A 22,232-nucleotide genomic window follows, 5' to 3' on the forward strand; every position below is an offset into this window, starting at 1 on the left:
TTTTATAAACTTGGCTTCATTACCGCTAAGATAACAATCGCAAGCAGTACTAAAACAGGTAATTCATTGAATATGCGATAAAACTTATCGCTTCGCTGGTTTCTGTCGTGCTTAAAATCGGCCAGTAGTTTAAAGCAGTAGCCGTGGTAAATATAAAGCAAAATGACCAGCACTAATTTGTAATGCAGCCACATGCTGGCACGGAACCACTCTCGGCCATACATTACAATTAAAGTGATACCAAAAACGCCCGTTAAAATAGCAAATGGCGTAACGAAGAAGAGTAAACGGCGCTCCATGATTTTTAGCATGGCACTGTTACTGCGCTCTTCGGTAAGGGCGTGATAAACAAATAAACGAGGTAGGTAAAAAATGCCTGCAAACCAAGCAACCATAAAAAAGATGTGAAGCGCTTTTATCAGTAATAGGGTGTTCATTATTGTTATATCCTAAAGCAATGCGTTGCGGATCATTAAAATTTGGCGAATGTCATCCCAGCGGATAATGCCTAAAATATCATTGTCTTTGAGTTGATCATATACGTAAATAACCCCTGAACGATTATCGCGTAAAATCTCAAAAGCATCACCAAGGGTTGCTTGGCTGGTAACACCTTGCATTTCGATATAACGGATTGACACGCTTTCTTCAGCGGTAAGGTTTAAGTCGTACTCAGCAAGGCGATAGCCGTTTTCATCATCAAAAACAATTAGCGGGGTTTGTGCGTCTGCTGCATCAAGAGACTCTGCGATAAGCGATTTATCATCGCTGTAAAGTAAGTTGAACTTATCGCTCATTTCCTCAATAACCCCGACTTTTTGCAGTGCTTCTACGGCAGGGGAAACCTGATATTTAAGCCCTTGAAAGTCCAGTTGTTGTAAGAAAATGGAACGGTTGCCAAAGCCTTGGAGTGCGGTTAAATACGCAGACACAATTACTAACATAGCTGGCACAATAATGCTGTGGCTAGCGGTTAGTTCCATTACTGTCATCAGTGCCGCGAGAGGTGCATTGAGCGTTGCCGCAAGCAAACCGGCCATACCAAGTACCGCGTAAGTACCTGTAATGTTTACTTCAGGGCTAATAAACGCAGCAAAGTAGCTCATTAATGAGCCTAAAATAACGCCAAGTCCAATAACTGGGCCAATGATCCCGCCAGGAATACCTAAGCCTAAGGCAAATAAGGTTGCTAATAATTTAGCGATTAAAATGGTGGTCAGTAACTGAACCTGTTCAGGGGAGCTTACTGCAATATCTATGGCGCTCATACCTGAACCCATGGCTTGTGGTACTAAGTAACCAATTGCACCGGTAATAATGCCTGCCAAAATAAGGCGAGGAAACATATTTACCGATTTAAAGGTGCGAATTATCAACATCAGATTTTTGTTAAAACCATAGGCAACCGCACCGAGCACAATGCCACAGACCACTAAATAGGGGTAATGCCAAGGCGGAATCGATACTACTTGAATTAGCGCCAATTCTGAATCGGAGCCAAAAACAAATTGAGTGGTGATAGCACCTGTTACCGATGCCAGAATAACCGGTACGAAAATATGCACTTTGTACTCTCTTAGTACCACTTCCATGACAAAAATAACCGCTGCGAGCGGGGTGTTAAATGATGCCGAAATACCCGCAGCTACACCGCATCCCGTTAAGGTACGCATGGCATTAAAAGGCAAATGCAAATAACTGGCAATGACACTGGCACCTGCCGCCCCCATATGCACCGATGGGCCTTCTCGTCCCACTGAAAAGCCGCTAATAAGTGCAATTGCCCCGCCAACAAATTGGTTAACGGCATTCCAAATAGGCATTTGGCCATAGTTTTGTTTAATGCGGTGAATAACGTAGGGAATACCAAGGCGATAATGTTTAAAACCTGTTAGGTAAGCAAAAGTAGCAATAAATACTGCGGCGAGAATAGGTAGTATTAATCTTTCAGTTTCAGGAAGTTGAGTAAAGTTATCGTATTCGCTGACAAAGCCGCTTTGGCCAATTAATACCACTAAGCGAAACATAATAATCAACATGGCGGCAACTAAGCCCGCTAGCACACCTAGTAACGCTAATTGAATACTCGATTTTGGACGAGCAACGACCCTTCGTAAGGCCGCCAAATTATCGGTTACTTTTTGGCTAAATGTCATGCGATTGTTATCGGTAATTCAGAGGGTTAATTATGAGGTAATTATAACAGCATAATAGCAATAAAAAATAAGTTAATTTGTATAGCGAGTAATGATCTAACGCAATAAACGCGTTAGATACTTCGTTACTTTAATATCACCAAAGGGAATAGCGCTAAACTTGATTAAATTGGTCAGGTATTAGATAATTCGACCATTCATATAAATGGGTCGAAGTATGTCTGATCAACTACCAATTAAATTTAGCGAAAATGCTGCAAATAAAGTAAAGCAGCTTATCGAGGAAGAAGAAAACCCAGCATTAAAATTACGTGTTTACGTAACGGGCGGTGGGTGTTCAGGTTTCCAATATGGTTTTACATTTGATGAGAAAACCAATCCTGGCGATTTAGAAATCGAGAAAAGCGGTGTAACTCTAGTAGTTGACCCAATGAGTCTTCAGTACCTAGTTGATGGTGAAGTAGACTATACCGAAGGTCTAGAGGGTTCACGTTTCTTTGTAAACAACCCAAATGCAACAACAACCTGTGGTTGTGGCGCATCATTTAGTGTTTAACTAAATAGACAAATAGTAAAATTTAAAATGCCACTTTATGTGGCATTTTTTGTGCCTGAATTGGACGGTGTTTTGTTGTTGCTTCTTGACTTAGCCTACTAGGTCTACAAAGCAATGCTACGATTAAACAGCTTTGGGCTTGAACAAAATTTAGACCACAAAGAACAACACGCTCGAGTGCAGAGTGTTACATTTTTTAACTTACATATATTGTTGAGAAGTATTATCATCAGATAAGGAAATATCTGCCACATCAGTTCCGGAGACAGGAATGCACCTATTTAACAAGCTACGCACTCAGCTAAACGAAAAGCCTTATATCATCGCTATTTTTATTACGATTTTTATTATCTTATGGATGATGTCAGGTGGCTCAAATGCCAATGAGCAAAGCACCTCAGAATCCCAGCAGCGTATTGCTAAAGTTAAAGTAGAAACCTTGCAGGCCAAGCCAATTAACCGCTCATTGCAACTTTATGGTCGCACCGAACCAAATAAGGTTGCCCGTGTTGCCGCTCGTCAAGAAGGTGAAGTAATAGAGATTCTTGTTAAAGAGGGTCAGTTTGTTGAGCAAGGTACGGTTATTCTTAAACTCGATAAGTCCGATTTAGATTCACAAATTACCGCTGCAAAAGCGTTGCTTGAACAAAGCGAAGTAGAGTACCAAGGAGCACTTAAGCTAAAGCAAAAAGGCCTTAATGACCAATCTGCATTAGCGCGTGCAAAGGCAAGTTTAGAGCAGGCTAAAGCGAGTCTGGCAAATCTTGAGCTATCGCTTAAACGAACAGAAATTAAAGCACCGTTTTCTGGTGTAATTAATCAGCGCCTTGTTGAGCTAGGTGACTACTTAGGGCGTGGCGACCCAATTTTAGAGTTGGCTGACTTAAACCCGCTTGTAGTACGTGCCGATGTAACGCAAAAAGAAGTGATGGGATTAAGTGTAGGGCAAAGTGTGTCGGGTTTATTTATTAACAATAAAACCTACAGCGGAAAAATTCGTTACATCGCTTCCGTTGCTGATGAGGGCACTAACACATTTAAAATTGAAGCGGCATTTGATAACCCAAATATGCAGTATCGTGCGGGCTTTTCTACCCAGCTTGATATTACTTATGATGAAGTAAACGCGATTCATTTAAGCCCAGCATTTATGGCGCTTGATGAAGACGGCAATATTGGTGTTAAAACGGTTGATAACAATAACCGCGTGGTGTTTTCGCCAATTGATGTTGTGAAGTCAGAAGCCTCTGGCGTGTGGATGGCCGGACTTGGCGAAAGCGCAAATGTGATTACTCTAGGTCAAGGTTTTGTGCGAATTGGCGATACGGTTGAACCTGTGTTTGCCAATGAGCAAGAGTAGAGGTCTGCACAATGCGCACATTAATTGATGCTTCACTCAGTCGCACTCGTACCGTTTTATCAATATTCATTTTATTGATTATTTCGGGCTGGGTGACCTACCAAAATATTCCCAAAGAAGCGAATCCCGATGTCACCATTCCATTTATTTATGTATCGATAGTACATGATGGCATTTCGCCCGAAGATGCTGAGCGTTTGTTAGTGCGTCCAATGGAAATTGAACTGCGCGCTATCGAAGGGGTAAAAGAGATGACGGCGGTTGCCAGTGAAGGTCACGCATCCGTTACGCTTGAGTTTTTCGCAGGCTCTGATCCAAAAGAAGCGCTTGCTGATGTGCGCGACAAGGTATCGCTTGCAAAAGCAAAACTGCCGTCGGAAACCGAAGAGCCAGAAGTACACGAAGTATTGATGGAAGATCAGCAGCCAACAATTACTTTAACGCTATCGGGCGATATTCCTGAACGCGGCTTATTAACGCTTGCACGTAATCTAAAAGATGAGTTGGAATCAATCTCAAGTGTGTTAGAGGTCGAAATCGGCGGCGAGCGCGAAGACATGGTTGAGATTGTTGTCGACCCACTTTTAATGGAGTCGTATGGTCTTGACCAAAATGATATTTATAGCTTACTCACCAATAATAACCGCTTAGTGGCAGCGGGTACACTGGATACGGGTAAAGGCCGTTTTGCGGTAAAAATTCCATCTGTTTTTGAAACCATTCAAGATGTTATGGAACAACCGGTAAAAGTATCGGGTGATAAAGTTGTACGCTTTATGGATGTCGCGCAAATTAGACGCTCTTATAAAGATCCAAATTCGATTGCTCGCATAAATGGCCAACAAGCGGTATCGCTCGAAGTTAAAAAGCGTGCTGGTGAAAACATTATTGATACGGTTGATCAAGTCAAAGCCAAAGTGGAAGAAAGCAAAGCTATTTGGCCAAATCATATCAAGGTCACTTATACCGGTGATATGAGTAAAGACGTAAAAGACATGCTGTCTGACTTACAAAATAATGTGCTTTCTGCCGTGCTTTTAGTCGTTATTGTGATTATCGCGATTTTAGGCACGCGCTCAGCGTTTTTAGTGGGAGTAGCCATTCCAGGCTCTTTCCTCACCGGTATTTTAGTGATTGCGATATTCGGTTTAACGGTCAACATTGTTGTGCTGTTTGCTTTGATTATGGCGGTCGGTATGTTGGTGGATGGCGCCATTGTTGTAAGTGAATTTGCCGACCGTATGATGAGCGAAGGTATGCCGCGTAAAAAAGCCTATGCGGTTGCCGCTAAGCGCATGGCATGGCCGATTATTGCATCAACAGCCACTACTTTAGCGGCTTTTGCGCCGCTGATTTTTTGGCCGGGCATGATGGGTGAATTTATGAAGTATTTACCGATTACCTTAATTGCCACACTCTCTGCGTCATTAGTAATGGCGCTGGTATTTGTGCCAACAATTGGTAGTTTAATTGGTAAAGTTCGCCCGCTGACAGATGAGCAAAAGCAAAACCTATTGGTAGCGGAAGAAGGTAATCTAACACAATTAAAAGGCGCAACAGGGCGTTATGTTCGCTTACTTGACCGTGCGATTAAGCGTCCTTTACTAAGCTTGTTTGCCGCTATTGGTTTTTCTGTTTTAGTGTTTATTAGTTATGGCATGTCAGGACTTGGCGTTGAGTTCTTTCCTGATGTAGAGCCAAATGGCATTAACTTAAAGGTGCGCAGTTACGGTGATTTGTCGATTTATGAAAAAGACCAAATCATGAAAGATATCGAAGCACGTATCTTAACGGTTGAGGGAATAAAAACCCTGTATTCTCGCTCCGGTGGCAAAGATATCGTCGGATCACTGCGCATGAATTTAAAAGACTGGGATAAACGACGTCCGGCAGATCAAATTATTGAAGAAGTGCTTGGCAATACTTCAGATATGGCTGGTGTGGAAATTGAAATCCGCAAAGATGAAAATGGTCCCGGCGGCGGCAAAGATTTATCAATTGAACTCAGCTCTAAGTTCCCAAGTGTATTAAATGAAGAAGCTCGCCGCATTCGAAACGCGATAGAAACCGACGGCGCTTTTGTTAATGTGGACGATTCCGCCTCAAAGCCAGGTATTGAATGGCAACTTAAACTAAACCGTGCAGATGCCGCGCGTTTCGGTGCAGACGCAACGATGCTTGGCGCTAACGTGCAAATGGTAACTAACGGTTTGAAATTAGGTGAATATCGCCCTGATGATGTAGATGATGAAATTGATATTCGTGTCCGTTTTCCAGCAGATAAACGTGATTTAGGCCGATTAGAAACGCTGCGAGTAAAAACCCAGCATGGCCAAGTGCCAATTACGCACTTTATTGAGCGTAAAGCGGTACAAAAAGTAGATACCATTAATCGTGTTGATAGCCACCGAGTAGTTACGGTAAATGCTGATGTTAAAGTCGGTCAACAACTAGGTAAAGCGCTACCGCGTCTACAAGCGCAACTTGAAGCGCAAGGGCTAGACCCTCGCGTGAAGTTAAAAGTGCGTGGTGAAAATGAAGAGCAAGATGAATCTATGGTGTTCTTAGAAAAAGCCTTTCTAGTGGCACTTTTTGTAATGGGCATTATCTTAGTTACCCAATTTAATAGTTTCTATCAAGCAATGCTGATTTTAAGTGCAGTGCTGTTTTCAACGGTGGGTGTATTCTTAGGCTTGATTATCTTGCAACAGCCATTTGGCATTGTGATGTCGGGCATCGGTGTTATTTCATTAGCAGGAATAGTGGTTAACAATAATATTGTATTGATTGATACCTATAATGTTCTTCGCAGACAAGGTATGGACCAACACGAGGCGATTTTGCGAACCGGTGCTCAGCGTCTAAGACCTGTGCTGTTAACAACCGTTACCACGATACTGGGCTTAATGCCTATGGTACTGCAAATTAATATCGACTTGTTTAACCGCGAAATAGCGTTTGGTGCGCCGTCAACGCAATGGTGGGTGCAATTAGCAACGGCTGTGGCCGGAGGCCTTGCCTTTGCAACGGTGCTTACCTTAGTACTGACTCCGTGTTTATTAGCACTTAGAAAAAAGCCGATGCAATATCAAGATGCCGAGATTGTTGAGCACAAACTGGCAAGCTAGCTTAAGTTAAAAATAAAAAGAGCATCAATTGGTGCTCTTTTTTTATGTTAGTTTGTTTTTGTCAGGTGCAGCATTAGGGTAAAAAACGCCAAAATAACACAGCTAACACCGAGAATATAAAAAAATCCTTTCTTCCCTTGTTTTAGTGGGATGTTGTTTACCTTAAGAAAGTAAAACCACGCAAAGCACAGTAAAACTGGCAGTAAAAATAACAATCTAATCATAAAGATGAATACTTATTTATTGTTTTATTAGGTTATAGCAAAACGCGGAAATCTGCCACAATTGAAAATATTGACTATATTTTAGCTAGTCACTTTGACCGATAGACGAAAATATTAGTACTAAATTTTTATGCACTTTTAATAATTACTTATACTAGATCAATCTAATTCCTGCATTTGGTCGCTATAATTTGTAGATTAACCGCAAAATTTGTAGGGCATTTACTCAAAGTAGGTAGAATGTGCTAACTAAAATTTTATGCTAGGTATTGTGTATTCTTACCAATATTCTCAGTGTGGTTTAAGTGGGTTGATAGAATAGAGCATTTCCAATCATCAATAGGAGAAGTAATTATGATGGGGAAAACAGTTGCGTCGGAAGAAAATTCGCGTTTAACACAATGGCTTAAAGTAAAACGCCAAGAGAAAGGCCACACTATGCGCAGCCTTGCACAGGTGCTTGGAACACCGCATTCATTTGTTGGCAAAATTGAAAATCAAGAACGTCGTTTAGATGTTGTTGAATTTATTCGTTACTGCCAAGCGCTTGAAATAGATCCAATTGAAGGCTTAACGCTATTAAAAAGTGAATAAACATTCACTTTATTTTAAGTAATTTAATGATGCATGGATGCACTACTGCTTGCTATGAAAGCTTGCTTCCAATGCCATTAGGCGCTTTCTAATTAAAAATAAGAAAATTAAAGACGGTATTACCATTAGTGCTGTAAGTAAGAAAAACAGCGCCCAATTCCCATTTAAGTAGTCAATTAAATACCCTGACGATCCAGACAAAAACGTTCTTCCCAGATTTCCTAGCGATGCAAGTAACGCATAATGTGTAGCGCTAAAGGCACGGTCACATAACATTGAAATAAATGCCACCATGGCGACTAACGACCATGCTTGAGTAAAGCCATCTACCAAAATGGCCATAGCGTATAGGCTCTCTTTTGGCCCTACCATAGCGATAACTGAAAACATTAAGTTAGAAGCTGCCATTGCAATACCGCTAATAAATAAGCCTTTTACAATACCGTAGCGTGAATTAAATAAGCTGCCGAGAAAGGCAAATACAATGGTAATTAAGCCGGTGCCAAGTTTAGAGTAGGTGGCAATTTGTGAATTACTAAAGCCAATTTCTTTGTAAAAGACAATCGACATTCTTCCTAAAAAGGCTTCACCAATTTTAAACAGAAATATAAAGGCCAACAGTGCGAGTGCTGTTTTTACGCCGTTACGATTAAAGAAAGCTTTAAATGGTTCGGCAATTGTCACCCAAAGCCAAGCGCCAATGCGTTTTAAAAATGATGCGTCCGTCTGAATAAACTCAGCTTCAAGCGCTTTATGAACATATTCGCGATTTGAATCGGGCTCTTTCGCAAAAAACACACCTAGCATCAGGGCTAACATTATCAATGCCAACATAAAGTAAACGTGCGTCCATTGCCAGTCGGGTAGATCAGCCATATAAAAAGGCACAGCGCCTAATAACGCATAGCCTGTCCACCAACCTGACGTTGCCATTGTCGCAGCAGCCGTTGTTTTATGAGTCTCGTGCTCGTTTAGGGTATCAATACGAAAGGCATCGATAGCGATATCTTGAGTAGCACCAGCAAGCGCGATAACAAAACAACACAGCGCTACGGTTTGCAATTGGTTTTGAATATCAACTTGGCTTAGCAATAAGGTTGCCAGCAAGATAAATACTTGGCTTAGCAAAATCCAACTGCGACGTTGTCCCAGTAATTTGTGAAGTAGGGGTAACTTTACGCGATCAACTAAAGGCGACCATAAAAAATTAACGCTGTAGCACACAAAGACGATGCCAAAAAGGCCTATCATTGAACGTGATAAGCCTTCGTCTTTCAGCCACGCTGACATTACTGAACCAATCAGTATCCAAGGAAAACCGCTCGCGATGCCAAATGCAAATACATTGATTAAGCGGCGATCTTTAAAATAGCCAAGATACTCTGAAACAGTAACCATAGTTGTTTTATTTTACCTATTATTCTTATTATTGAGCGTTGTATTTACTGTATAGGATCAAGCACTTGTGCTTTTAAAATCACAACAGGTTTCTTTGGTACAAAGCACCAACCCAGTTTGTCGTGGCAGCCGGTTTCAACACGCATTATTTTATCGAGTGTTTCTGAGCCTTCGGTAACATAGCCAAATACAGCAAAGCCCCATTCACGACCAGGGTTTAAATGGTCATTGTCGTTCATATTGAAAAAGAACTGACGTGTGGCTGAATGTGGTTTGCGGTCTTGGTAGGCCATTGCGATCGTGTACATATCGTTTTTTAAACCATTGCCACTTTCGTTTGGAATTGCAGGCCCCATGTATGCGCCGTCGTAGTCTTTATCGTAACCGCCACCTTGAATTACAAAGTCACGCTCTTGCTCTGCATCGTGTTCAACGCGGTGAAAAACGGTATCTTCGTAGCCACCATCAACTACGTAACCTAAAAAGTTATTTACCGTAATAGGCGCTTTACGACGGTCTAATTCAACTGTGATATCCCCCATAGTGGTGGTGAATTTAACCAAAGGGAAGGCGTTATCTTTTTGTACAAACTCGCCTTTTTTAATCAGATTAGCAGCGCTTGAAAAGCTCGTTAGTAGTACGAGTAATGAGATTAAATACTTCATAATATGTTACTCCTAGCGATTAACCGCGTTAACAAATTCTGGGTCTGTCACAATACGTGTGATCATTTCTTCAATTAAACGATTAACTTGCTGTTCTACTTTTGCTTTATCAAAGCCCAGTGGCGCTTCACTTTGCTTATTGCCTTTATAGCGCTTAGCAAACCGGTGCTCTGTGGTTTCAATCACTACTTCAAGCTCAGCATTAGTAATTGTGGTGTGCTTGTGTAATTGCTGTTTAATCGTGGTATCTAATCGCTGAATATTAACATCGAGTGCCTTACCCATACCGCTATTGTTTGCACCCACTTGGGCTAATGCTTGCTCAATTGCTGGCGTAATTGACTCGGCAAGGTATTTATCGGCAAGCGTCTGGTTACCATCGCTATTTTTAATGGTAACTGTGGTAAAGCTCGCACGGCGGTCATTGACTGATAAACTTACATCTTGCTGCACCATTTTTTGGTGTGTCAACGTATAGTTAGGGCTGAATATAAACTTCTGTGACGGTGTGCTGCATCCAGCAAGAAAGCCCAAAGTGAGGGCCAAAACGGTAACTTTATATTTTGCATTCATAATTATAATGCTCTCTTTTTAGCGCTTAAAACGACAAATTTCTTATTTGAGCCTAATAGCTTGTAGCCACCAAATAGGCGTTTTAGCTTTTCATGGTAATTTAAATGGCGGTTGCCAACAATACGCAATTCGCCACCGTCACGTAAACAGCGGAAACTATCAACAAACATTTGCCATGCAATATGGTCGGTCACTGCTTGTTGCTGGTGAAATGGCGGGTTGCATAAAATCAAATCGGCACTATTACTTTCTACGCCTGTGAGACAGTCATTGTGTAAAAAAGTGCAGTTTTCTAACTGTTCTGGCAGATTTGCTGCGACATTGTGCTTAGCTGATGCAACAGCCATTGCTGACTCATCAACAAACGTAACAAGCGCGTTGGGGCATCGTTCAAGAGTGGTTAACCCAATGACACCATTGCCGCAGCCTAAATCGATAATGCGCTGCTTTTTATTTCCTTGTGGTAAGTAATTGATAAAAAAGCGTGCACCAATATCTAATGAGTCTCGACTAAACACATTGGCGTGATTTGTGATGGTAAATTGCGTTTTTTCAAGAGGCCAAGTGATTGGAAACTTACTCCCTTGAGCTTTATTGTGTTGCTTGCTCAAGATTAAACGGGCTTTTTTAACTGCGAGTGAAGTTGTAGTTGGCCCTGAAAAACGTTCAAATAACTGAATCGTAGACGAGTGAATGTCTTTTACTTTACCAGCAGCAATAATCGGGGTGTCTTGGCGTAAAACTTTACTCAATTGGCTAAGTAAAAAAGTTAAGTAACCCGCGTTTTTCGGTACTTTTATAAGAACTAGGTCAAGATCGTTTGGTAGAGCATCTAAGCTTTTTAAAAACACTGTGTTTTCACCAGTGAGCTGGTTTTGCTCAAGGTTGTAATGTGCAGCCTGTTCTGCCACAAACGAATCATTCAGATGGTAGATAAATGCATGGTTAAATGCACAGGCCAATGCACCAAAGCCGTCGTTAATGATAAGTACTTTGCTGCTGTTTTCTACTAACTGCTGCTGTTCAATATAATTTACTAAATATTCATCAGCCGCATCCCATGCTTGTAAGCTCGCGTTTTTTTGTTTGAGCGGAAAGCGTGATAGGGTAAATGTGTTCTCACCTAATTGAGCAATTTCATTTAGCTGTGAGTCTGAAGATGTTTGCGACATAACGGTGTTGTAAATTTATTTTTAAAGGTGCAGTAGTTTATCATGGCTTGGAATGTTTCTAACAGCATTGAGCGAATAAATAAGGCGCAATGTGTCGCGCCAGACTTTTATTATTTTGAACACTTTATTGCAGAGCAAAAAGCGCTTTCCTTGTATCAACAATTACTGGCTTTAGAGTGGCAGCAACCAACGCTGACCATTTTTAACAAACAACATGCTATTCCGCGTAAACAAATCTATATGGGCGATGCGGGGACTGGCTACCGCTATTCTAATCAATTGTTTTTGCCCGAGCCTTGGCATGTCAGCGTACTTAACTTAAAAAATAGCCTTAATAATTGGTTTGGCACACAGTTTAATGCTGCGCTGCTTAACTGGTATCGCAATGGAGAAGATAAAATGGGATGGCATGCGGATGATGAGCCTGAGCTGGGGTTTTCCCCAACCATAGCATCGATTTCCCTAGGCAGCTCACGCAAGTTTAAAATACGTGAAAACACTTCAAAACATGTAACGGATCTAATTCTTAGCAACGGTAGTTGTTTGTTGATGACAGGAGATAGTCAGCGCGATTATCAACATTCTTTACCGGTGCAAAAGCGTGTTAATGATGGTCGAATAAATCTGACGTTTCGCACTGTTTGTGGCATATAATAGGAAAAAATTTTTAATGAGAATTAAATATGTCGATGTTAGAGCAAATAGAATCAAAGCTAAAAAACGCGTTTTCTTGTGAACATTTAGAAGTGATTAATGAAAGCCATATGCATAGTCGTGGCACCGAATCACATTTCAAAGTGATTGTTGTTAGTAACGATTTTGAAGGCAAGCGTTTACTCCAGTGTCACCGTATGATCAACGAAGTCCTTGCTGATGAACTGGCGAATCATATTCATGCGTTAGCAATTCATACTTATACGCAATCGCAGTGGCAAAATGCTGATATTCCTAATTCGCCTAAGTGTTTAGGTGGCTCTAAATTTGACCAGTAAGTAACAAATATACGTTAATCTTCTAATGTCCAGCCTTTGATGTGCAACAGGTTGGACTTTTCTCTTTGTTAATTAGGTGTTACATTTTTCCTTTTAAAATGATAACAATAATTAACAATGAGTGCAGTCAACTCTAATTCCTCTTCATCACATTTAATTAAAATCGCCAACCTTCTTGATGCTTTTATAGAGCGAATAGGGCAAACGGTGGCATGGTTTAGTTTTGCGATGGTGCTGATTATGTTTTTAATCGTGCTATTGCGCTATGGCTTTAGTCTTGGTTGGATAGCCATGCAAGAAAGTGTGCTTTATCTTCATGCTTATTTATTTATGTTGGGTTGTAGCTACGCGTTAAAACACGATGAGCATGTGCGTGTTGATGTATTTTATCGCCGCTTTTCAAAAGCGAAAAAAGCCTTTGTTAATTTAGTAGGCCACTTAGTGTTATTGTGGCCTGTTGCTATTTTTATTCTGTTTGTAAGTTTCGATTATGTTGCCGTGTCTTGGCAAATTAAAGAGCAATCGCAAGAAGCTGGCGGCCTTCCATTTGTTTACCTATTGAAAAGCTTGATCCCGTTAATGTGTATTTTATTACTGATACAAAGCCTGAGTGAAATCTGTAAGAGCTTAAATACGCTTTTCAATAAAGGAGATGCGTAATGGAATATATGGCAATTTTACTCTTTATATGTGTTTGCGTTGTACTTTTAATGGGTTTTCCCGTGGCATTTTCATTGGCGGGAACAGCGCTTATTTTTGCCGGTATTGGCAGTCTGTTTGGTATTTTTGATGGGGCGTTTTTGCATGCGTTGCCAAATCGTTTATTTGGCATAGTCACTAATAGCACTTTAATTGCTGTGCCATTATTTGTCTTTATGGGCGTAATGCTGGAAAAATCGAAAGTTGCTGAAAACTTACTCGACGCCATGGCCGTGGTTATGGGTAAACGCAAAGCGGGCATGGGTATTGCGGTAACCTTAGTGGGCATGTTGCTTGCCGCAAGTACGGGTATTGTGGGTGCAACCGTTGTAACTATGGGGTTATTGGCATTGCCAACCATGTTAAAGCGAGGCTATAGCGAACAATATAGCTGCGGTATTATTACTGCAACGGGCACGCTTGGGCAGATCATTCCGCCTTCAATCGCATTGGTATTACTGGGTGATGTGTTATCCAGTAGCTATCAGCAAGCACAACTTAATATGGGAATTTTCTCGCCAGAGAATGTCAGTGTAGGCGATTTATTCGCAGGTGCTGTGATCCCTGGCATCATTTTGGTAGGGCTTTATATTTTGTACTCAGTGTTTGTTGCGGTATTTAAACCAGAACAAGTTCCTGCATTATTGGATGAAGATATTGAACATATTAAAAAGCGCAAGCAAGTATCGCTATTTGTCGCTTTAGTGCCGCCACTGATGCTGATTTTTATTGTGTTAGGTTCTATTTTATTTGGTATTGCCACACCAACAGAAGCCGCTGGTGTTGGCGCATTTGGCGCCATTATTTTAGCCGTTTGGCAAAAGCAGTTTAACCTTACAAATTTAAACGCGGTAATGCAAAGCACCACCAAAGTGACTGCCATGGTGTTTATGATTTTAATCGGCGCATCGCTGTTCTCACTGGTTTTTAGAGGGTTTGGCGGCGAAGAACTGATTGCTGAAATGTTTGAAGCACTGCCCGGTGGCTTATTTGGTGCCATGCTTGTTGTGATGCTAGTGATGTTTTTACTTGGCTTTATTTTAGATTTTATTGAAATCACATTTGTCGTAGTGCCAATTGTTGCACCGATTTTATTAATGATGGGGGCAGATCCTATTTGGCTTGGCATTATGATTGCGGTGAATTTACAAACCTCGTTTTTAACTCCGCCTTTTGGCTTTGCACTGTTTTATTTACGCGGTGTTGCACCAAAATCGGTGTTAACCTCGCAAATTTACAAAGGCGTGATACCTTTTATTATTATTCAATTGATTTTATTGGCGTTAATGGCTGCGTATCCAAGTTTAGTAACGTGGTTGCCTAGCCAGCTTTATGCATAAAATTATTGCAATGGAACGCACGGAGGAAGCATGAAAAAACTAAGTACACTAATCACTTCAATTGCCTTGGCGATTGGTTTAAGTGGTTGTGGTCAAGAACAACAAACCAGTAATGCAACAACAAACACGGTCGAACAGCAACAAAGCTTTAAATGGAAGCTAGTGACCAGTTGGCCAAAAAATTACCCAGGGCTAGGTACCGCGCCAGAGCGTTTTGCAGAAAATGTGGAGGCAATGAGTAATGGCCGCTTAAAAATTAAAGTGTATGGCGCAGGCGAGTTAGTCCCTGGATTTGAGGTATTTGATACCGTATCGAGCGGTACCGCTGAAATGGGTCACAGCGCAGCCTATTATTGGAAAGGAAAAATTCCTGCGGCGCAATTCTTTACTGCAATACCGTTTGGCATGAATGCACAAGAAGTTAACGGCTGGTTGCACCATGGTGGTGGTATGGAATTATGGAAAGAGCTCTATGAACCTTACAACTTAATTCCCGCGGCCGGTGGCAATACCGGCGTACAAATGGCTGGCTGGTTTAAAAAAGAAGTGAATAGCGTTGAGGATTTAAAAGGCTTAAAAATGCGTATTCCGGGTTTAGGCGGTGAAGTGCTTGAAAAACTCGGCGGCGTGCCATTGTCTCTAACTGGTGGTGAAATTTTCACTGCACTACAAACTGGTGCAATTGATGCCACCGAGTGGGTTGGTCCGTATAACGATTTAGCCTTTGGTTTAAATAAAGCAGCAGAGTTTTACTATTATTCTGGTTGGCATGAACCAGGCGCGAATTTAGAGTTTCTAATTAATAAAGAGGCGTATGCGTCTTTACCGAGTGATTTGCAGGCCATTGTGACCTCAGCGATGCGTACTGCAAACCAAGATATGTTAGATGAGTATACGGCTCGCAATAATACTGCGCTTGATCAGCTGAAAAACAAGCACAATGTGAAACTGCGCAAATTCTCCCCAGAAGTTATGCAGGCACTAAAGGCGGCAACTATGGAGGTGATTAGTGAGCAAGCACGTAATGATGAGGCCGTGGCAAAAGTATGGCGTTCTTACTCAGAGTTCTTACAGCAAGTTAAGGCGTATCACCAGATTTCAGAAATGGAATATTATTCGAATCGATAACACGATAAGATGATAGGGGGCGTAAGCCCCTTTTTTATGAAAATTATTTGCTGATCAGACCTGTTTGGCAGTGCTTTGCTTTAAACTAGCAACAATTTTAAAAGATTTTATTAGGTAAAAGTGGAATTAACTTATGGTTATCAAGCCTAAAATTCGTGGTTTTATTTGTACAAACGCGCACCCAGTAGGCTGTGCAGCTCATGTGAAAGAGCAAATTGAATATGTGAAGTCTCAAGGCCAATTAGAAACTGGACCTAAAAACGTATTAGTAATTGGTGCATCTACTGGCTACGGTCTTGCATCACGTATTACTGCAGCATTTGGCGCAGGCGCAAAAACGTTAGGTGTGTTCTTTGAAAAAGAAGGTACGGAAAAGCGTACAGGTTCTGCAGGCTGGTACAACACAGCGGCATTTCAAGCAGAAGCTGAAGCGGCTGGCCTTTGGTCAAAAAACATTAATGGCGATGCATTTTCTAACGAATTAAAAGAAAAAACGATTGCAACCATTAAAGAAGAGCTAGGTAAAGTTGATTTAGTCATTTACAGCCTTGCTTCACCACGTCGTACCGATCCAAATACAGGTGAAACCTATTCATCAGTACTTAAGCCAATTGGTAACTCTGTAACAACTAAAAACTTAAACACGTCTAAGCGTGTTATCGATGAAGTAACTGTTGACGCAGCAAGTGAAGAAGAAATCGCTAATACTGTAAAAGTTATGGGCGGTGAAGACTGGGAAATGTGGCTTGATGCACTGCAACAGGCTGATGTACTTGCTGACGGTTTTAAAACAACAGCTTATACCTACATTGGTAAAGAATTAACGTGGCCAATCTATGGCCATGCGACAATCGGTAAAGCAAAAGAAGACTTAGATCGTGCAGCCGCAGCAATTAAAGATAAAACAGCGAGCCTAAATGGTGAAGCGTATGTTTCTTCACTAAATGCTGTTGTAACGCAAGCGAGCTCAGCAATTCCAATTATGCCACTTTACATTTCTGGTCTTTTCAAAGTGATGAAAGAAGACGGAACTTACGAAGGAACAATTGAACAGATCAATGGTTTATTCCGTGAAAACCTTTACGGTGATAACCCACGCTTTGACGAAGGTGGCCATTTATTCCAAAACTACAAAGAGTTGGAAGATGACGTTCAAGCTCGCGTACGAACTATTTGGGATACTGTAGATAGCGATTCAATTGACGAACTTACGGATTACGTGAGCTATCATAATGAATTTTTAAAACTATTCGGTTTTGGTATCGACAGCGTGGATTACGACGCTGATGTAAACCCAGTTGCAGATATCGAGTTAGTGTAAAACTCCGAGTCTCCTTTTAGAGTTCAGAAGGTTGGTGTTGTAGCATGCCGATATTCTGAACTCTTAATTCTCAATCCCACCAATCTTCTTCCCCCTGAAAATTTCTCACATAACACTTTTGGCTAATTGATTTAATTGAAATGGTGATCGACCCAGTAGATTAGAGCGTTTAGTAACTTGTAAAGTACAAATTTTAGGCTTTAATTTGTAAGCATAAATTTCAATTTAGACTCGCATAGTCATCCGAATTAATGTTAAAATTCGGGGAATATGTATAGATTCGATTGTATCGCTTAATATTTGCACTTTCGTGAATGTTTGGTGGTACATGGTTAGATTTTTCAGTTTCTTTTCATTAATGTAATGCAAGTGCGTATGATCAACATAAAAAAAGGTCTGGACTTGCCAATTGAAGGCGCACCTTCGCAGGTGATTCATGACGGTTCTGCCGTTAAAAGAGTCGCTGTGCTAGGTGAAGAATTTATTGGTATGCGTCCTACCATGCATGTTCGTGTGGATGACCAAGTCAAGAAAGGCCAAGTTCTTTTTGTCGACAAAAAGAATCCTGGCGTTAAGTATACTGCACCAGCCTCTGGTGTTGTTAAAGAAGTCAATCGCGGTGCTAAGCGTGTATTGCAATCTGTTGTTATTGAAGTTAACGGCAGTGAGCAAGAAACGTTTGCGTCTTTCTCGGCAGGTGAGCTAGCGAGCCTTGACCGTGCAAAAGTGCAAGAAGTACTGGTTGAATCAGGTCAATGGCCGGCGCTTCGTACCCGTCCATTCAGTAAAGTTCCAGCTTTGGATTCAACGCCGAGCTCGATCTTTGTTACTGCAATTGACACTAACCCATTAGCAGCAGACCCAGCAATTGTTATTGCTGAACAAGCTGAAGCGTTTGAAGCAGGCCTAGTGGTTGTTTCTCGCCTAACTGACGGTAAAGTGTTTGTATGTAAGGCGCCTGGTGCAACTGTTCCTTCTTCATCTGTAGCTCAAGTAGAAGTACATGAGTTCGGTGGTAAGCACCCAGCAGGTTTAGTAGGTACTCACATTCACCACTTAGACGCTGTTTCTGCTAGCAAGCAGGTATGGCACTTAGGTTACCAGGATGTGATTGCATTCGGTAAACTATTCCTAACAGGTGAAATCTTCACTGATCGCGTTGTGGCGTTAGCAGGTCCTACTGTTAAAAACCCACGTTTAATCAAAACTCAACTAGGTGCATCTACAGATGACATCGTTGCTGGTGAGTTAGAAGATGGCGAAAACCGTGTGATTTCTGGTTCTGTACTTTCGGGTACTACGGCAAGTGGCCCTCACGCTTTCTTAGGTCGTTACCACACTCAGATCACAGCATTATTAGAAGGTCGTGAAAAAGAATTATTCGGTTGGATTGCTCCAGGTGCGAAGAAATTCTCTGTAACACGTACTTTCCTATCGCATTTAGCGCCTAGTCGTTTATTCAAAATGACGACATCAACAGGTGGCTCAAGCCGTTCTATGGTGCCAATCGGTAACTACGAGCGCATTATGCCTTTAGATATTCTTCCTACTTTATTACTTCGTGATTTAATCGCGGGTGATTTAGATGGTGCGATTTCGCTAGGTGCACTTGAGCTAGATGAAGAAGATTTAGCGCTATGTACCTTCGTTTGTCCAGGTAAATACGAGTACGGTCCAATCCTTCGTGAACGCCTGACTACTATTGAGAAGGAAGGTTAATCCCATGGGCTTAAAGAAGTTTCTTGAAGATATCGAGCCGCATTTTGAACCAGGTGGTAAACACGAAAAATGGTATGCACTGTATGAAGCAGCTGCGACTATTTTCTACACGCCAGGTCATGTAACTAAAACTGGCTCTCACGTACGTGATAATATCGACCTTAAACGTATTATGATTTTAGTGTGGATGGCGACATTCCCAGCTATGTTCTTCGGTATGTTTAACATTGGTCATCAAGCGTCAATCGCGCTTGCTAATGGTTTCGCTTTAGGTGATTCATGGCAGGTTGCGTTATTCCAAATGTTTGGCGGTGAATTAACTGCAACATCGGGTTGGGGCGCTAAAATGTTCTACGGTGCTTGTTTCTTCCTACCAATTTACGCGACTGTGTTTGCTGTAGGTGGTTTCTGGGAAGTACTATTTGCATCGATTCGTAAGCACGAAGTTAATGAAGGTTTCTTCGTAACATCGGTACTATTCGCACTTATTCTGCCAGCGACAATTCCGCTTTGGCAGGTAGCACTAGGTATTACCTTTGGTGTGGTAATGGCGAAAGAAGTATTTGGTGGTACAGGCCGTAACTTCTTAAACCCAGCACTTGCTGGTCGTGCATTCTTATTCTTCGCATACCCTGCACAAATCTCTGGTGATACTGTGTGGACAGCGGTAGATGGTTTCTCTGGTGCGACTATGCTTGGCCAAGCGGTTGTTGGTAGCGTTGACTACAGCAACATGGAGCTATGGTGGAATGCATTCTACGGTTTCGTTCAAGGTTCTGTAGGTGAAACGTCGACACTAGCACTGATGATTGGTGGTTTAGCACTAATTTACTTCCGTATCGCTTCATGGCGCATCGTACTAGGTGTGTTTGCAGGTATGGTTGCAATGTCATTCCTATTAAATGGTATCGGCTCTGAAACCAATAACATGTTCGCTATGCCTTGGCATTGGCACCTAGTACTAGGTGGCTTCGCATTTGGTATGTTCTTCATGGCGACCGACCCAGTTTCTGCGTCTTTCACAGATAAAGGTAAGTGGGCATACGGTATTCTTATTGGTGTAATGGTTGTATTAATCCGTGTTGTAAACCCTGCATACCCAGAGGGTATGATGCTAGCAATTCTATTTGCTAACTTGTTTGCACCGTTATTCGACCACTTTGTAGTTCAGTCGAACATCAAGAGGAGATTGGCTCGTGGCTAGTAATAACGAATCTATCGGCAAAACACTTGGTGTTGTAGTTGGCTTATGTTTAGTGTGCGCGGTAGTTGTATCGCTTGCCGCTGTGCAACTTCGTCCGCTACAGCAAGCAAACAAAACACAAGACGTTCAGCGTAATATTCTAGCTGCAGCTGGTTTTGCTGACGTTAAAAATGTGTCTGAAACATTCAATGCAAACATTGAAGCTCGCGTTGTTGATATGAAAACAGGTGAGTTCGTTGACACTGATCCGAACAGCTTTGATTTTGAAATGACTAAGTTCGATGCTAAACGCAGCATCAAATTAGACAAGCAAGACGATAAAGCAGGTGTTCAGCGCATGACAACTGAGTCGCCAGTTTATTTTGCAAAAAATGACAGCGGTAAAGTAGAAACAATCATTCTACCAGTTCAAGGTTACGGCCTTTGGGGTATTATGTACGGTTTCTTAGCGTTAGATACTGACACTAAAACAGTTAAAGCGATTAACTTCTACAAGCACAATGAAACGCCGGGTCTTGGTGGTGAAATCCAAAACCCTAAGTGGACTGCGACTTGGGAAGACAAGCAATTACCAGTTGATATCGTGAAAGGTACAGCGGGTAACAATGTGCATAAAGTGGATGGTTTATCTGGTGCAACGCTTACTTCTGTAGGTGTTGATAACACATTCAAGTTCTGGACAAGCGAAAAAGCGTTTGGTCCATTCCTAGCGAAAGTACGTGAAGGAGCATTGAACTAATGGCTAATTCAAAAGAAATGAAAGAAGTCTTGTTTGGTCCTGTTTTTGCAAACAACCCAATTGCACTTCAAGTACTGGGCATTTGTTCTGCACTAGCAGTAACTTCAAGCCTTAAAAATGCGCTTATCATGTCAATCGCATTGACATTAGTAACGGCTTTCTCGAGCTTATTCATCTCGATGATCCGTAACCATATTCCATCAAGCGTACGTATTATCGTACAGATGACGATTATTGCATCATTAGTAATCGTTGTTGACCAAACGCTACAAGCGTTTGTTTACGCAACGGCGAAAGAGCTTTCGGTATTTGTTGGTCTAATCATTACTAACTGTATTGTAATGGGCCGCGCGGAAGCATATGCAATGAAGTCGCCACCAATGATGTCTTTCCTAGACGGTGTTGGTAATGGTCTTGGTTACTCAGTAGTACTACTAACTGTTGGTTTCATTCGTGAACTATTCGGTAAAGGTACGCTGTTTGATGTTGAAATCTTACCGTTAGTTTCTGAAGGTGGTTTCTATCAGCCAATGGGTCTTCTAATTCTTCCACCAAGTTCTTTCTTCATCATTGGTTTATTCATTTGGGTACTTCGTACTTATAAGAAAGACCAAGTAGAGAAAGCATAAGAGGTAAGAGATGGAACATTATATTAATCTATTTATCAAAGCGGTTTTCATTGAAAACTTAGCGCTTTCTTTCTTCCTAGGTATGTGTACATTCCTAGCGGTATCAAAGAAAGTTACTACCTCTTTAGGTCTTGGTGTTGCTGTAATCTTCGTATTAGGTGTTGCAGTACCAGTAAACAACTTGGTTTACCACAACTTGCTTGCACCTGGTGCACTTGAGTGGTTAGGTTATCCTGAAGCTGACTTAAGCTTTCTTAAGTTCCTAACATTCATCGGTGTTATCGCAGCACTTGTGCAAATCCTTGAAATGGCACTTGATAAGTTCTTCCCACCGCTATACAACGCGCTGGGTATCTTCTTACCACTTATCACCGTAAACTGTGCGATTTTTGGTGCAGTAGCATTCATGGTTGAGCGTAACTATAACTTCACTGAATCAGTGGTATTTGGTATTGGTTCTGGTGTTGGTTGGGCGCTTGCGATTGTTGCGCTAGCGGGTATTCGTGAGAAGATGAAGTATGCTGATATTCCTGATGGTCTTCGTGGTTTAGGTATTACCTTTATTACTGTAGGTCTTATGGGTCTTGGCTTTATGTCATTCTCTGGTATTTCACTTTAAGGTAGCGAGGAAACTA

The 22,232-nt window shown here is 41.5% G+C and carries 21 protein-coding genes; 15 read left to right on the forward strand and 6 right to left on the reverse strand.

All coding sequences use genetic code 11. The features are described from left to right. Window positions 1–2: 2 nt before the first annotated feature. Together ACHSBP_RS05750 and ACHSBP_RS05755 are read right to left on the reverse strand one after the other, a co-directional pair. The gene (locus ACHSBP_RS05750; protein WP_010561799.1) at window positions 3–437 is read right to left on the reverse strand and encodes a CopD family protein; all 435 of its coding nucleotides are present in this window, start codon (window positions 435–437) and stop codon (window positions 3–5) included. A 12-nt stretch (window positions 438–449) separates the two neighbouring features. Then, complete coding sequence (locus tag ACHSBP_RS05755) at window positions 450–2,156, reverse strand: chloride channel protein (RefSeq protein ID WP_010561798.1); 1,707 nt, start codon at window positions 2,154–2,156, stop codon at window positions 450–452. A 217-nt stretch (window positions 2,157–2,373) separates the two neighbouring features. On the opposite strand from ACHSBP_RS05755, the gene erpA reads away from it, so the two are divergent. From erpA to ACHSBP_RS05775, 4 genes are all read left to right on the forward strand, one after another. Then, complete coding sequence (gene erpA / locus ACHSBP_RS05760) at window positions 2,374–2,712, forward strand: iron-sulfur cluster insertion protein ErpA (protein ID WP_010561797.1); 339 nt, start codon at window positions 2,374–2,376, stop codon at window positions 2,710–2,712. Window positions 2,713–2,983: 271 nt separating this feature from the next. Further along, window positions 2,984–4,072: an efflux RND transporter periplasmic adaptor subunit gene (locus tag ACHSBP_RS05765; protein WP_010561796.1), complete on the forward strand. Its 1,089-nt coding sequence runs from the start codon at window positions 2,984–2,986 to the stop codon at window positions 4,070–4,072. A gap of 11 nt (window positions 4,073–4,083) precedes the next feature. Then, window positions 4,084–7,200, forward strand: a complete 3,117-nt coding sequence (locus ACHSBP_RS05770) for an efflux RND transporter permease subunit (RefSeq protein WP_395388323.1) — start codon at window positions 4,084–4,086, stop codon at window positions 7,198–7,200. A gap of 578 nt (window positions 7,201–7,778) precedes the next feature. Beyond that, window positions 7,779–8,018, forward strand: coding sequence for a helix-turn-helix domain-containing protein (locus tag ACHSBP_RS05775; RefSeq protein ID WP_010561794.1), 240 nt, complete (start codon window positions 7,779–7,781; stop codon window positions 8,016–8,018). A 42-nt stretch (window positions 8,019–8,060) separates the two neighbouring features. Here the strand turns inward: ACHSBP_RS05775 and ACHSBP_RS05780 are convergent, their stop codons facing one another. The 4 genes from ACHSBP_RS05780 to ACHSBP_RS05795 are packed head-to-tail and all read right to left on the reverse strand — an operon-like array spanning window position 8,061 to window position 11,826. Then, a complete protein-coding gene (locus ACHSBP_RS05780; RefSeq protein ID WP_395388324.1) occupies window positions 8,061–9,416 on the reverse strand; it encodes an AmpG family muropeptide MFS transporter in 1,356 nt (451 codons plus the stop codon). A gap of 44 nt (window positions 9,417–9,460) precedes the next feature. Further along, window positions 9,461–10,081, reverse strand: coding sequence for a peptidylprolyl isomerase (locus ACHSBP_RS05785; protein WP_100913929.1), 621 nt, complete (start codon window positions 10,079–10,081; stop codon window positions 9,461–9,463). A 12-nt stretch (window positions 10,082–10,093) separates the two neighbouring features. Then, complete coding sequence (locus ACHSBP_RS05790) at window positions 10,094–10,654, reverse strand: YajG family lipoprotein (protein ID WP_395388325.1); 561 nt, start codon at window positions 10,652–10,654, stop codon at window positions 10,094–10,096. 2 nt (window positions 10,655–10,656) lie between these two features. Next, window positions 10,657–11,826 (reverse strand): methyltransferase, encoded by a 1,170-nt coding sequence (locus tag ACHSBP_RS05795; protein WP_395388326.1) that lies wholly within the window; start codon window positions 11,824–11,826, stop codon window positions 10,657–10,659. A 42-nt stretch (window positions 11,827–11,868) separates the two neighbouring features. Between ACHSBP_RS05795 and ACHSBP_RS05800 the strand changes: the two genes are divergently transcribed. The 11 genes from ACHSBP_RS05800 to nqrE all read left to right on the forward strand — a co-directional run bounded on the left by ACHSBP_RS05800 (window position 11,869) and on the right by nqrE (window position 22,216). Further along, window positions 11,869–12,480 (forward strand): alpha-ketoglutarate-dependent dioxygenase AlkB family protein, encoded by a 612-nt coding sequence (locus ACHSBP_RS05800; RefSeq protein ID WP_395388327.1) that lies wholly within the window; start codon window positions 11,869–11,871, stop codon window positions 12,478–12,480. Window positions 12,481–12,509: 29 nt separating this feature from the next. After that, window positions 12,510–12,818 (forward strand): BolA family transcriptional regulator, encoded by a 309-nt coding sequence (locus tag ACHSBP_RS05805; protein ID WP_010561788.1) that lies wholly within the window; start codon window positions 12,510–12,512, stop codon window positions 12,816–12,818. A gap of 117 nt (window positions 12,819–12,935) precedes the next feature. Beyond that, a complete protein-coding gene (locus ACHSBP_RS05810; RefSeq protein ID WP_010561787.1) occupies window positions 12,936–13,478 on the forward strand; it encodes a TRAP transporter small permease subunit in 543 nt (180 codons plus the stop codon). After that, window positions 13,478–14,857 (forward strand): TRAP transporter large permease subunit, encoded by a 1,380-nt coding sequence (locus ACHSBP_RS05815; protein WP_010561786.1) that lies wholly within the window; start codon window positions 13,478–13,480, stop codon window positions 14,855–14,857. The genes ACHSBP_RS05810 and ACHSBP_RS05815 overlap by 1 nt, the downstream gene beginning before the upstream one ends. Window positions 14,858–14,887: 30 nt before the next feature. Next, complete coding sequence (locus tag ACHSBP_RS05820; RefSeq protein ID WP_010561785.1) at window positions 14,888–15,985, forward strand: TRAP transporter substrate-binding protein; 1,098 nt, start codon at window positions 14,888–14,890, stop codon at window positions 15,983–15,985. A gap of 133 nt (window positions 15,986–16,118) precedes the next feature. Beyond that, on the forward strand, window positions 16,119–17,306 hold the full coding sequence (fabV, locus tag ACHSBP_RS05825; protein WP_395388328.1) for an enoyl-ACP reductase FabV: 1,188 nt from the start codon (window positions 16,119–16,121) through the stop codon (window positions 17,304–17,306). Between the two features lie 375 nt (window positions 17,307–17,681). Continuing rightward, a complete protein-coding gene (locus tag ACHSBP_RS05830; RefSeq protein ID WP_010561783.1) occupies window positions 17,682–19,025 on the forward strand; it encodes a Na(+)-translocating NADH-quinone reductase subunit A in 1,344 nt (447 codons plus the stop codon). Window positions 19,026–19,029: 4 nt separating this feature from the next. Beyond that, entirely contained in the window at window positions 19,030–20,229 is a 1,200-nt protein-coding gene (locus ACHSBP_RS05835) for an NADH:ubiquinone reductase (Na(+)-transporting) subunit B (RefSeq protein ID WP_010561782.1), read from the forward strand. After that, window positions 20,222–20,968, forward strand: a complete 747-nt coding sequence (locus tag ACHSBP_RS05840) for a Na(+)-translocating NADH-quinone reductase subunit C (protein WP_010561781.1) — start codon at window positions 20,222–20,224, stop codon at window positions 20,966–20,968. The genes ACHSBP_RS05835 and ACHSBP_RS05840 overlap by 8 nt, the downstream gene beginning before the upstream one ends. Continuing rightward, window positions 20,968–21,597 (forward strand): NADH:ubiquinone reductase (Na(+)-transporting) subunit D, encoded by a 630-nt coding sequence (locus ACHSBP_RS05845; RefSeq protein ID WP_010561780.1) that lies wholly within the window; start codon window positions 20,968–20,970, stop codon window positions 21,595–21,597. Before ACHSBP_RS05840 ends, ACHSBP_RS05845 begins: the two co-directional genes overlap by 1 nt. A 10-nt stretch (window positions 21,598–21,607) precedes the next feature. Beyond that, window positions 21,608–22,216, forward strand: a complete 609-nt coding sequence (gene nqrE, locus ACHSBP_RS05850) for an NADH:ubiquinone reductase (Na(+)-transporting) subunit E (RefSeq protein ID WP_010561779.1) — start codon at window positions 21,608–21,610, stop codon at window positions 22,214–22,216. Window positions 22,217–22,232: the final 16 nt, after the last annotated feature.

The organism is Pseudoalteromonas sp. XMcav1-K, from assembly GCF_044005875.1.
GTDB classification, from domain to species: Bacteria; Pseudomonadota; Gammaproteobacteria; order Enterobacterales; family Alteromonadaceae; genus Pseudoalteromonas; species Pseudoalteromonas spongiae.

Coding starts and splice junctions, on each gene's coding strand:
- ACHSBP_RS05750 (WP_010561799.1), bottom strand. CDS start 437: ATGAACACCCTATTACTGATAAAAGCGCTTCACATCTTTTTTATGGTT.
- ACHSBP_RS05755 (WP_010561798.1), bottom strand. CDS start 2,156: ATGACATTTAGCCAAAAAGTAACCGATAATTTGGCGGCCTTACGAAGG.
- erpA (WP_010561797.1), top strand. CDS start 2,374: ATGTCTGATCAACTACCAATTAAATTTAGCGAAAATGCTGCAAATAAA.
- ACHSBP_RS05765 (WP_010561796.1), top strand. CDS start 2,984: ATGCACCTATTTAACAAGCTACGCACTCAGCTAAACGAAAAGCCTTAT.
- ACHSBP_RS05770 (WP_395388323.1), top strand. CDS start 4,084: ATGCGCACATTAATTGATGCTTCACTCAGTCGCACTCGTACCGTTTTA.
- ACHSBP_RS05775 (WP_010561794.1), top strand. CDS start 7,779: ATGATGGGGAAAACAGTTGCGTCGGAAGAAAATTCGCGTTTAACACAA.
- ACHSBP_RS05780 (WP_395388324.1), bottom strand. CDS start 9,416: ATGGTTACTGTTTCAGAGTATCTTGGCTATTTTAAAGATCGCCGCTTA.
- ACHSBP_RS05785 (WP_100913929.1), bottom strand. CDS start 10,081: ATGAAGTATTTAATCTCATTACTCGTACTACTAACGAGCTTTTCAAGC.
- ACHSBP_RS05790 (WP_395388325.1), bottom strand. CDS start 10,654: ATGAATGCAAAATATAAAGTTACCGTTTTGGCCCTCACTTTGGGCTTT.
- ACHSBP_RS05795 (WP_395388326.1), bottom strand. CDS start 11,826: ATGTCGCAAACATCTTCAGACTCACAGCTAAATGAAATTGCTCAATTA.
- ACHSBP_RS05800 (WP_395388327.1), top strand. CDS start 11,869: ATGGCTTGGAATGTTTCTAACAGCATTGAGCGAATAAATAAGGCGCAA.
- ACHSBP_RS05805 (WP_010561788.1), top strand. CDS start 12,510: ATGTCGATGTTAGAGCAAATAGAATCAAAGCTAAAAAACGCGTTTTCT.
- ACHSBP_RS05810 (WP_010561787.1), top strand. CDS start 12,936: ATGAGTGCAGTCAACTCTAATTCCTCTTCATCACATTTAATTAAAATC.
- ACHSBP_RS05815 (WP_010561786.1), top strand. CDS start 13,478: ATGGAATATATGGCAATTTTACTCTTTATATGTGTTTGCGTTGTACTT.
- ACHSBP_RS05820 (WP_010561785.1), top strand. CDS start 14,888: ATGAAAAAACTAAGTACACTAATCACTTCAATTGCCTTGGCGATTGGT.
- fabV (WP_395388328.1), top strand. CDS start 16,119: ATGGTTATCAAGCCTAAAATTCGTGGTTTTATTTGTACAAACGCGCAC.
- ACHSBP_RS05830 (WP_010561783.1), top strand. CDS start 17,682: ATGATCAACATAAAAAAAGGTCTGGACTTGCCAATTGAAGGCGCACCT.
- ACHSBP_RS05835 (WP_010561782.1), top strand. CDS start 19,030: ATGGGCTTAAAGAAGTTTCTTGAAGATATCGAGCCGCATTTTGAACCA.
- ACHSBP_RS05845 (WP_010561780.1), top strand. CDS start 20,968: ATGGCTAATTCAAAAGAAATGAAAGAAGTCTTGTTTGGTCCTGTTTTT.
- nqrE (WP_010561779.1), top strand. CDS start 21,608: ATGGAACATTATATTAATCTATTTATCAAAGCGGTTTTCATTGAAAAC.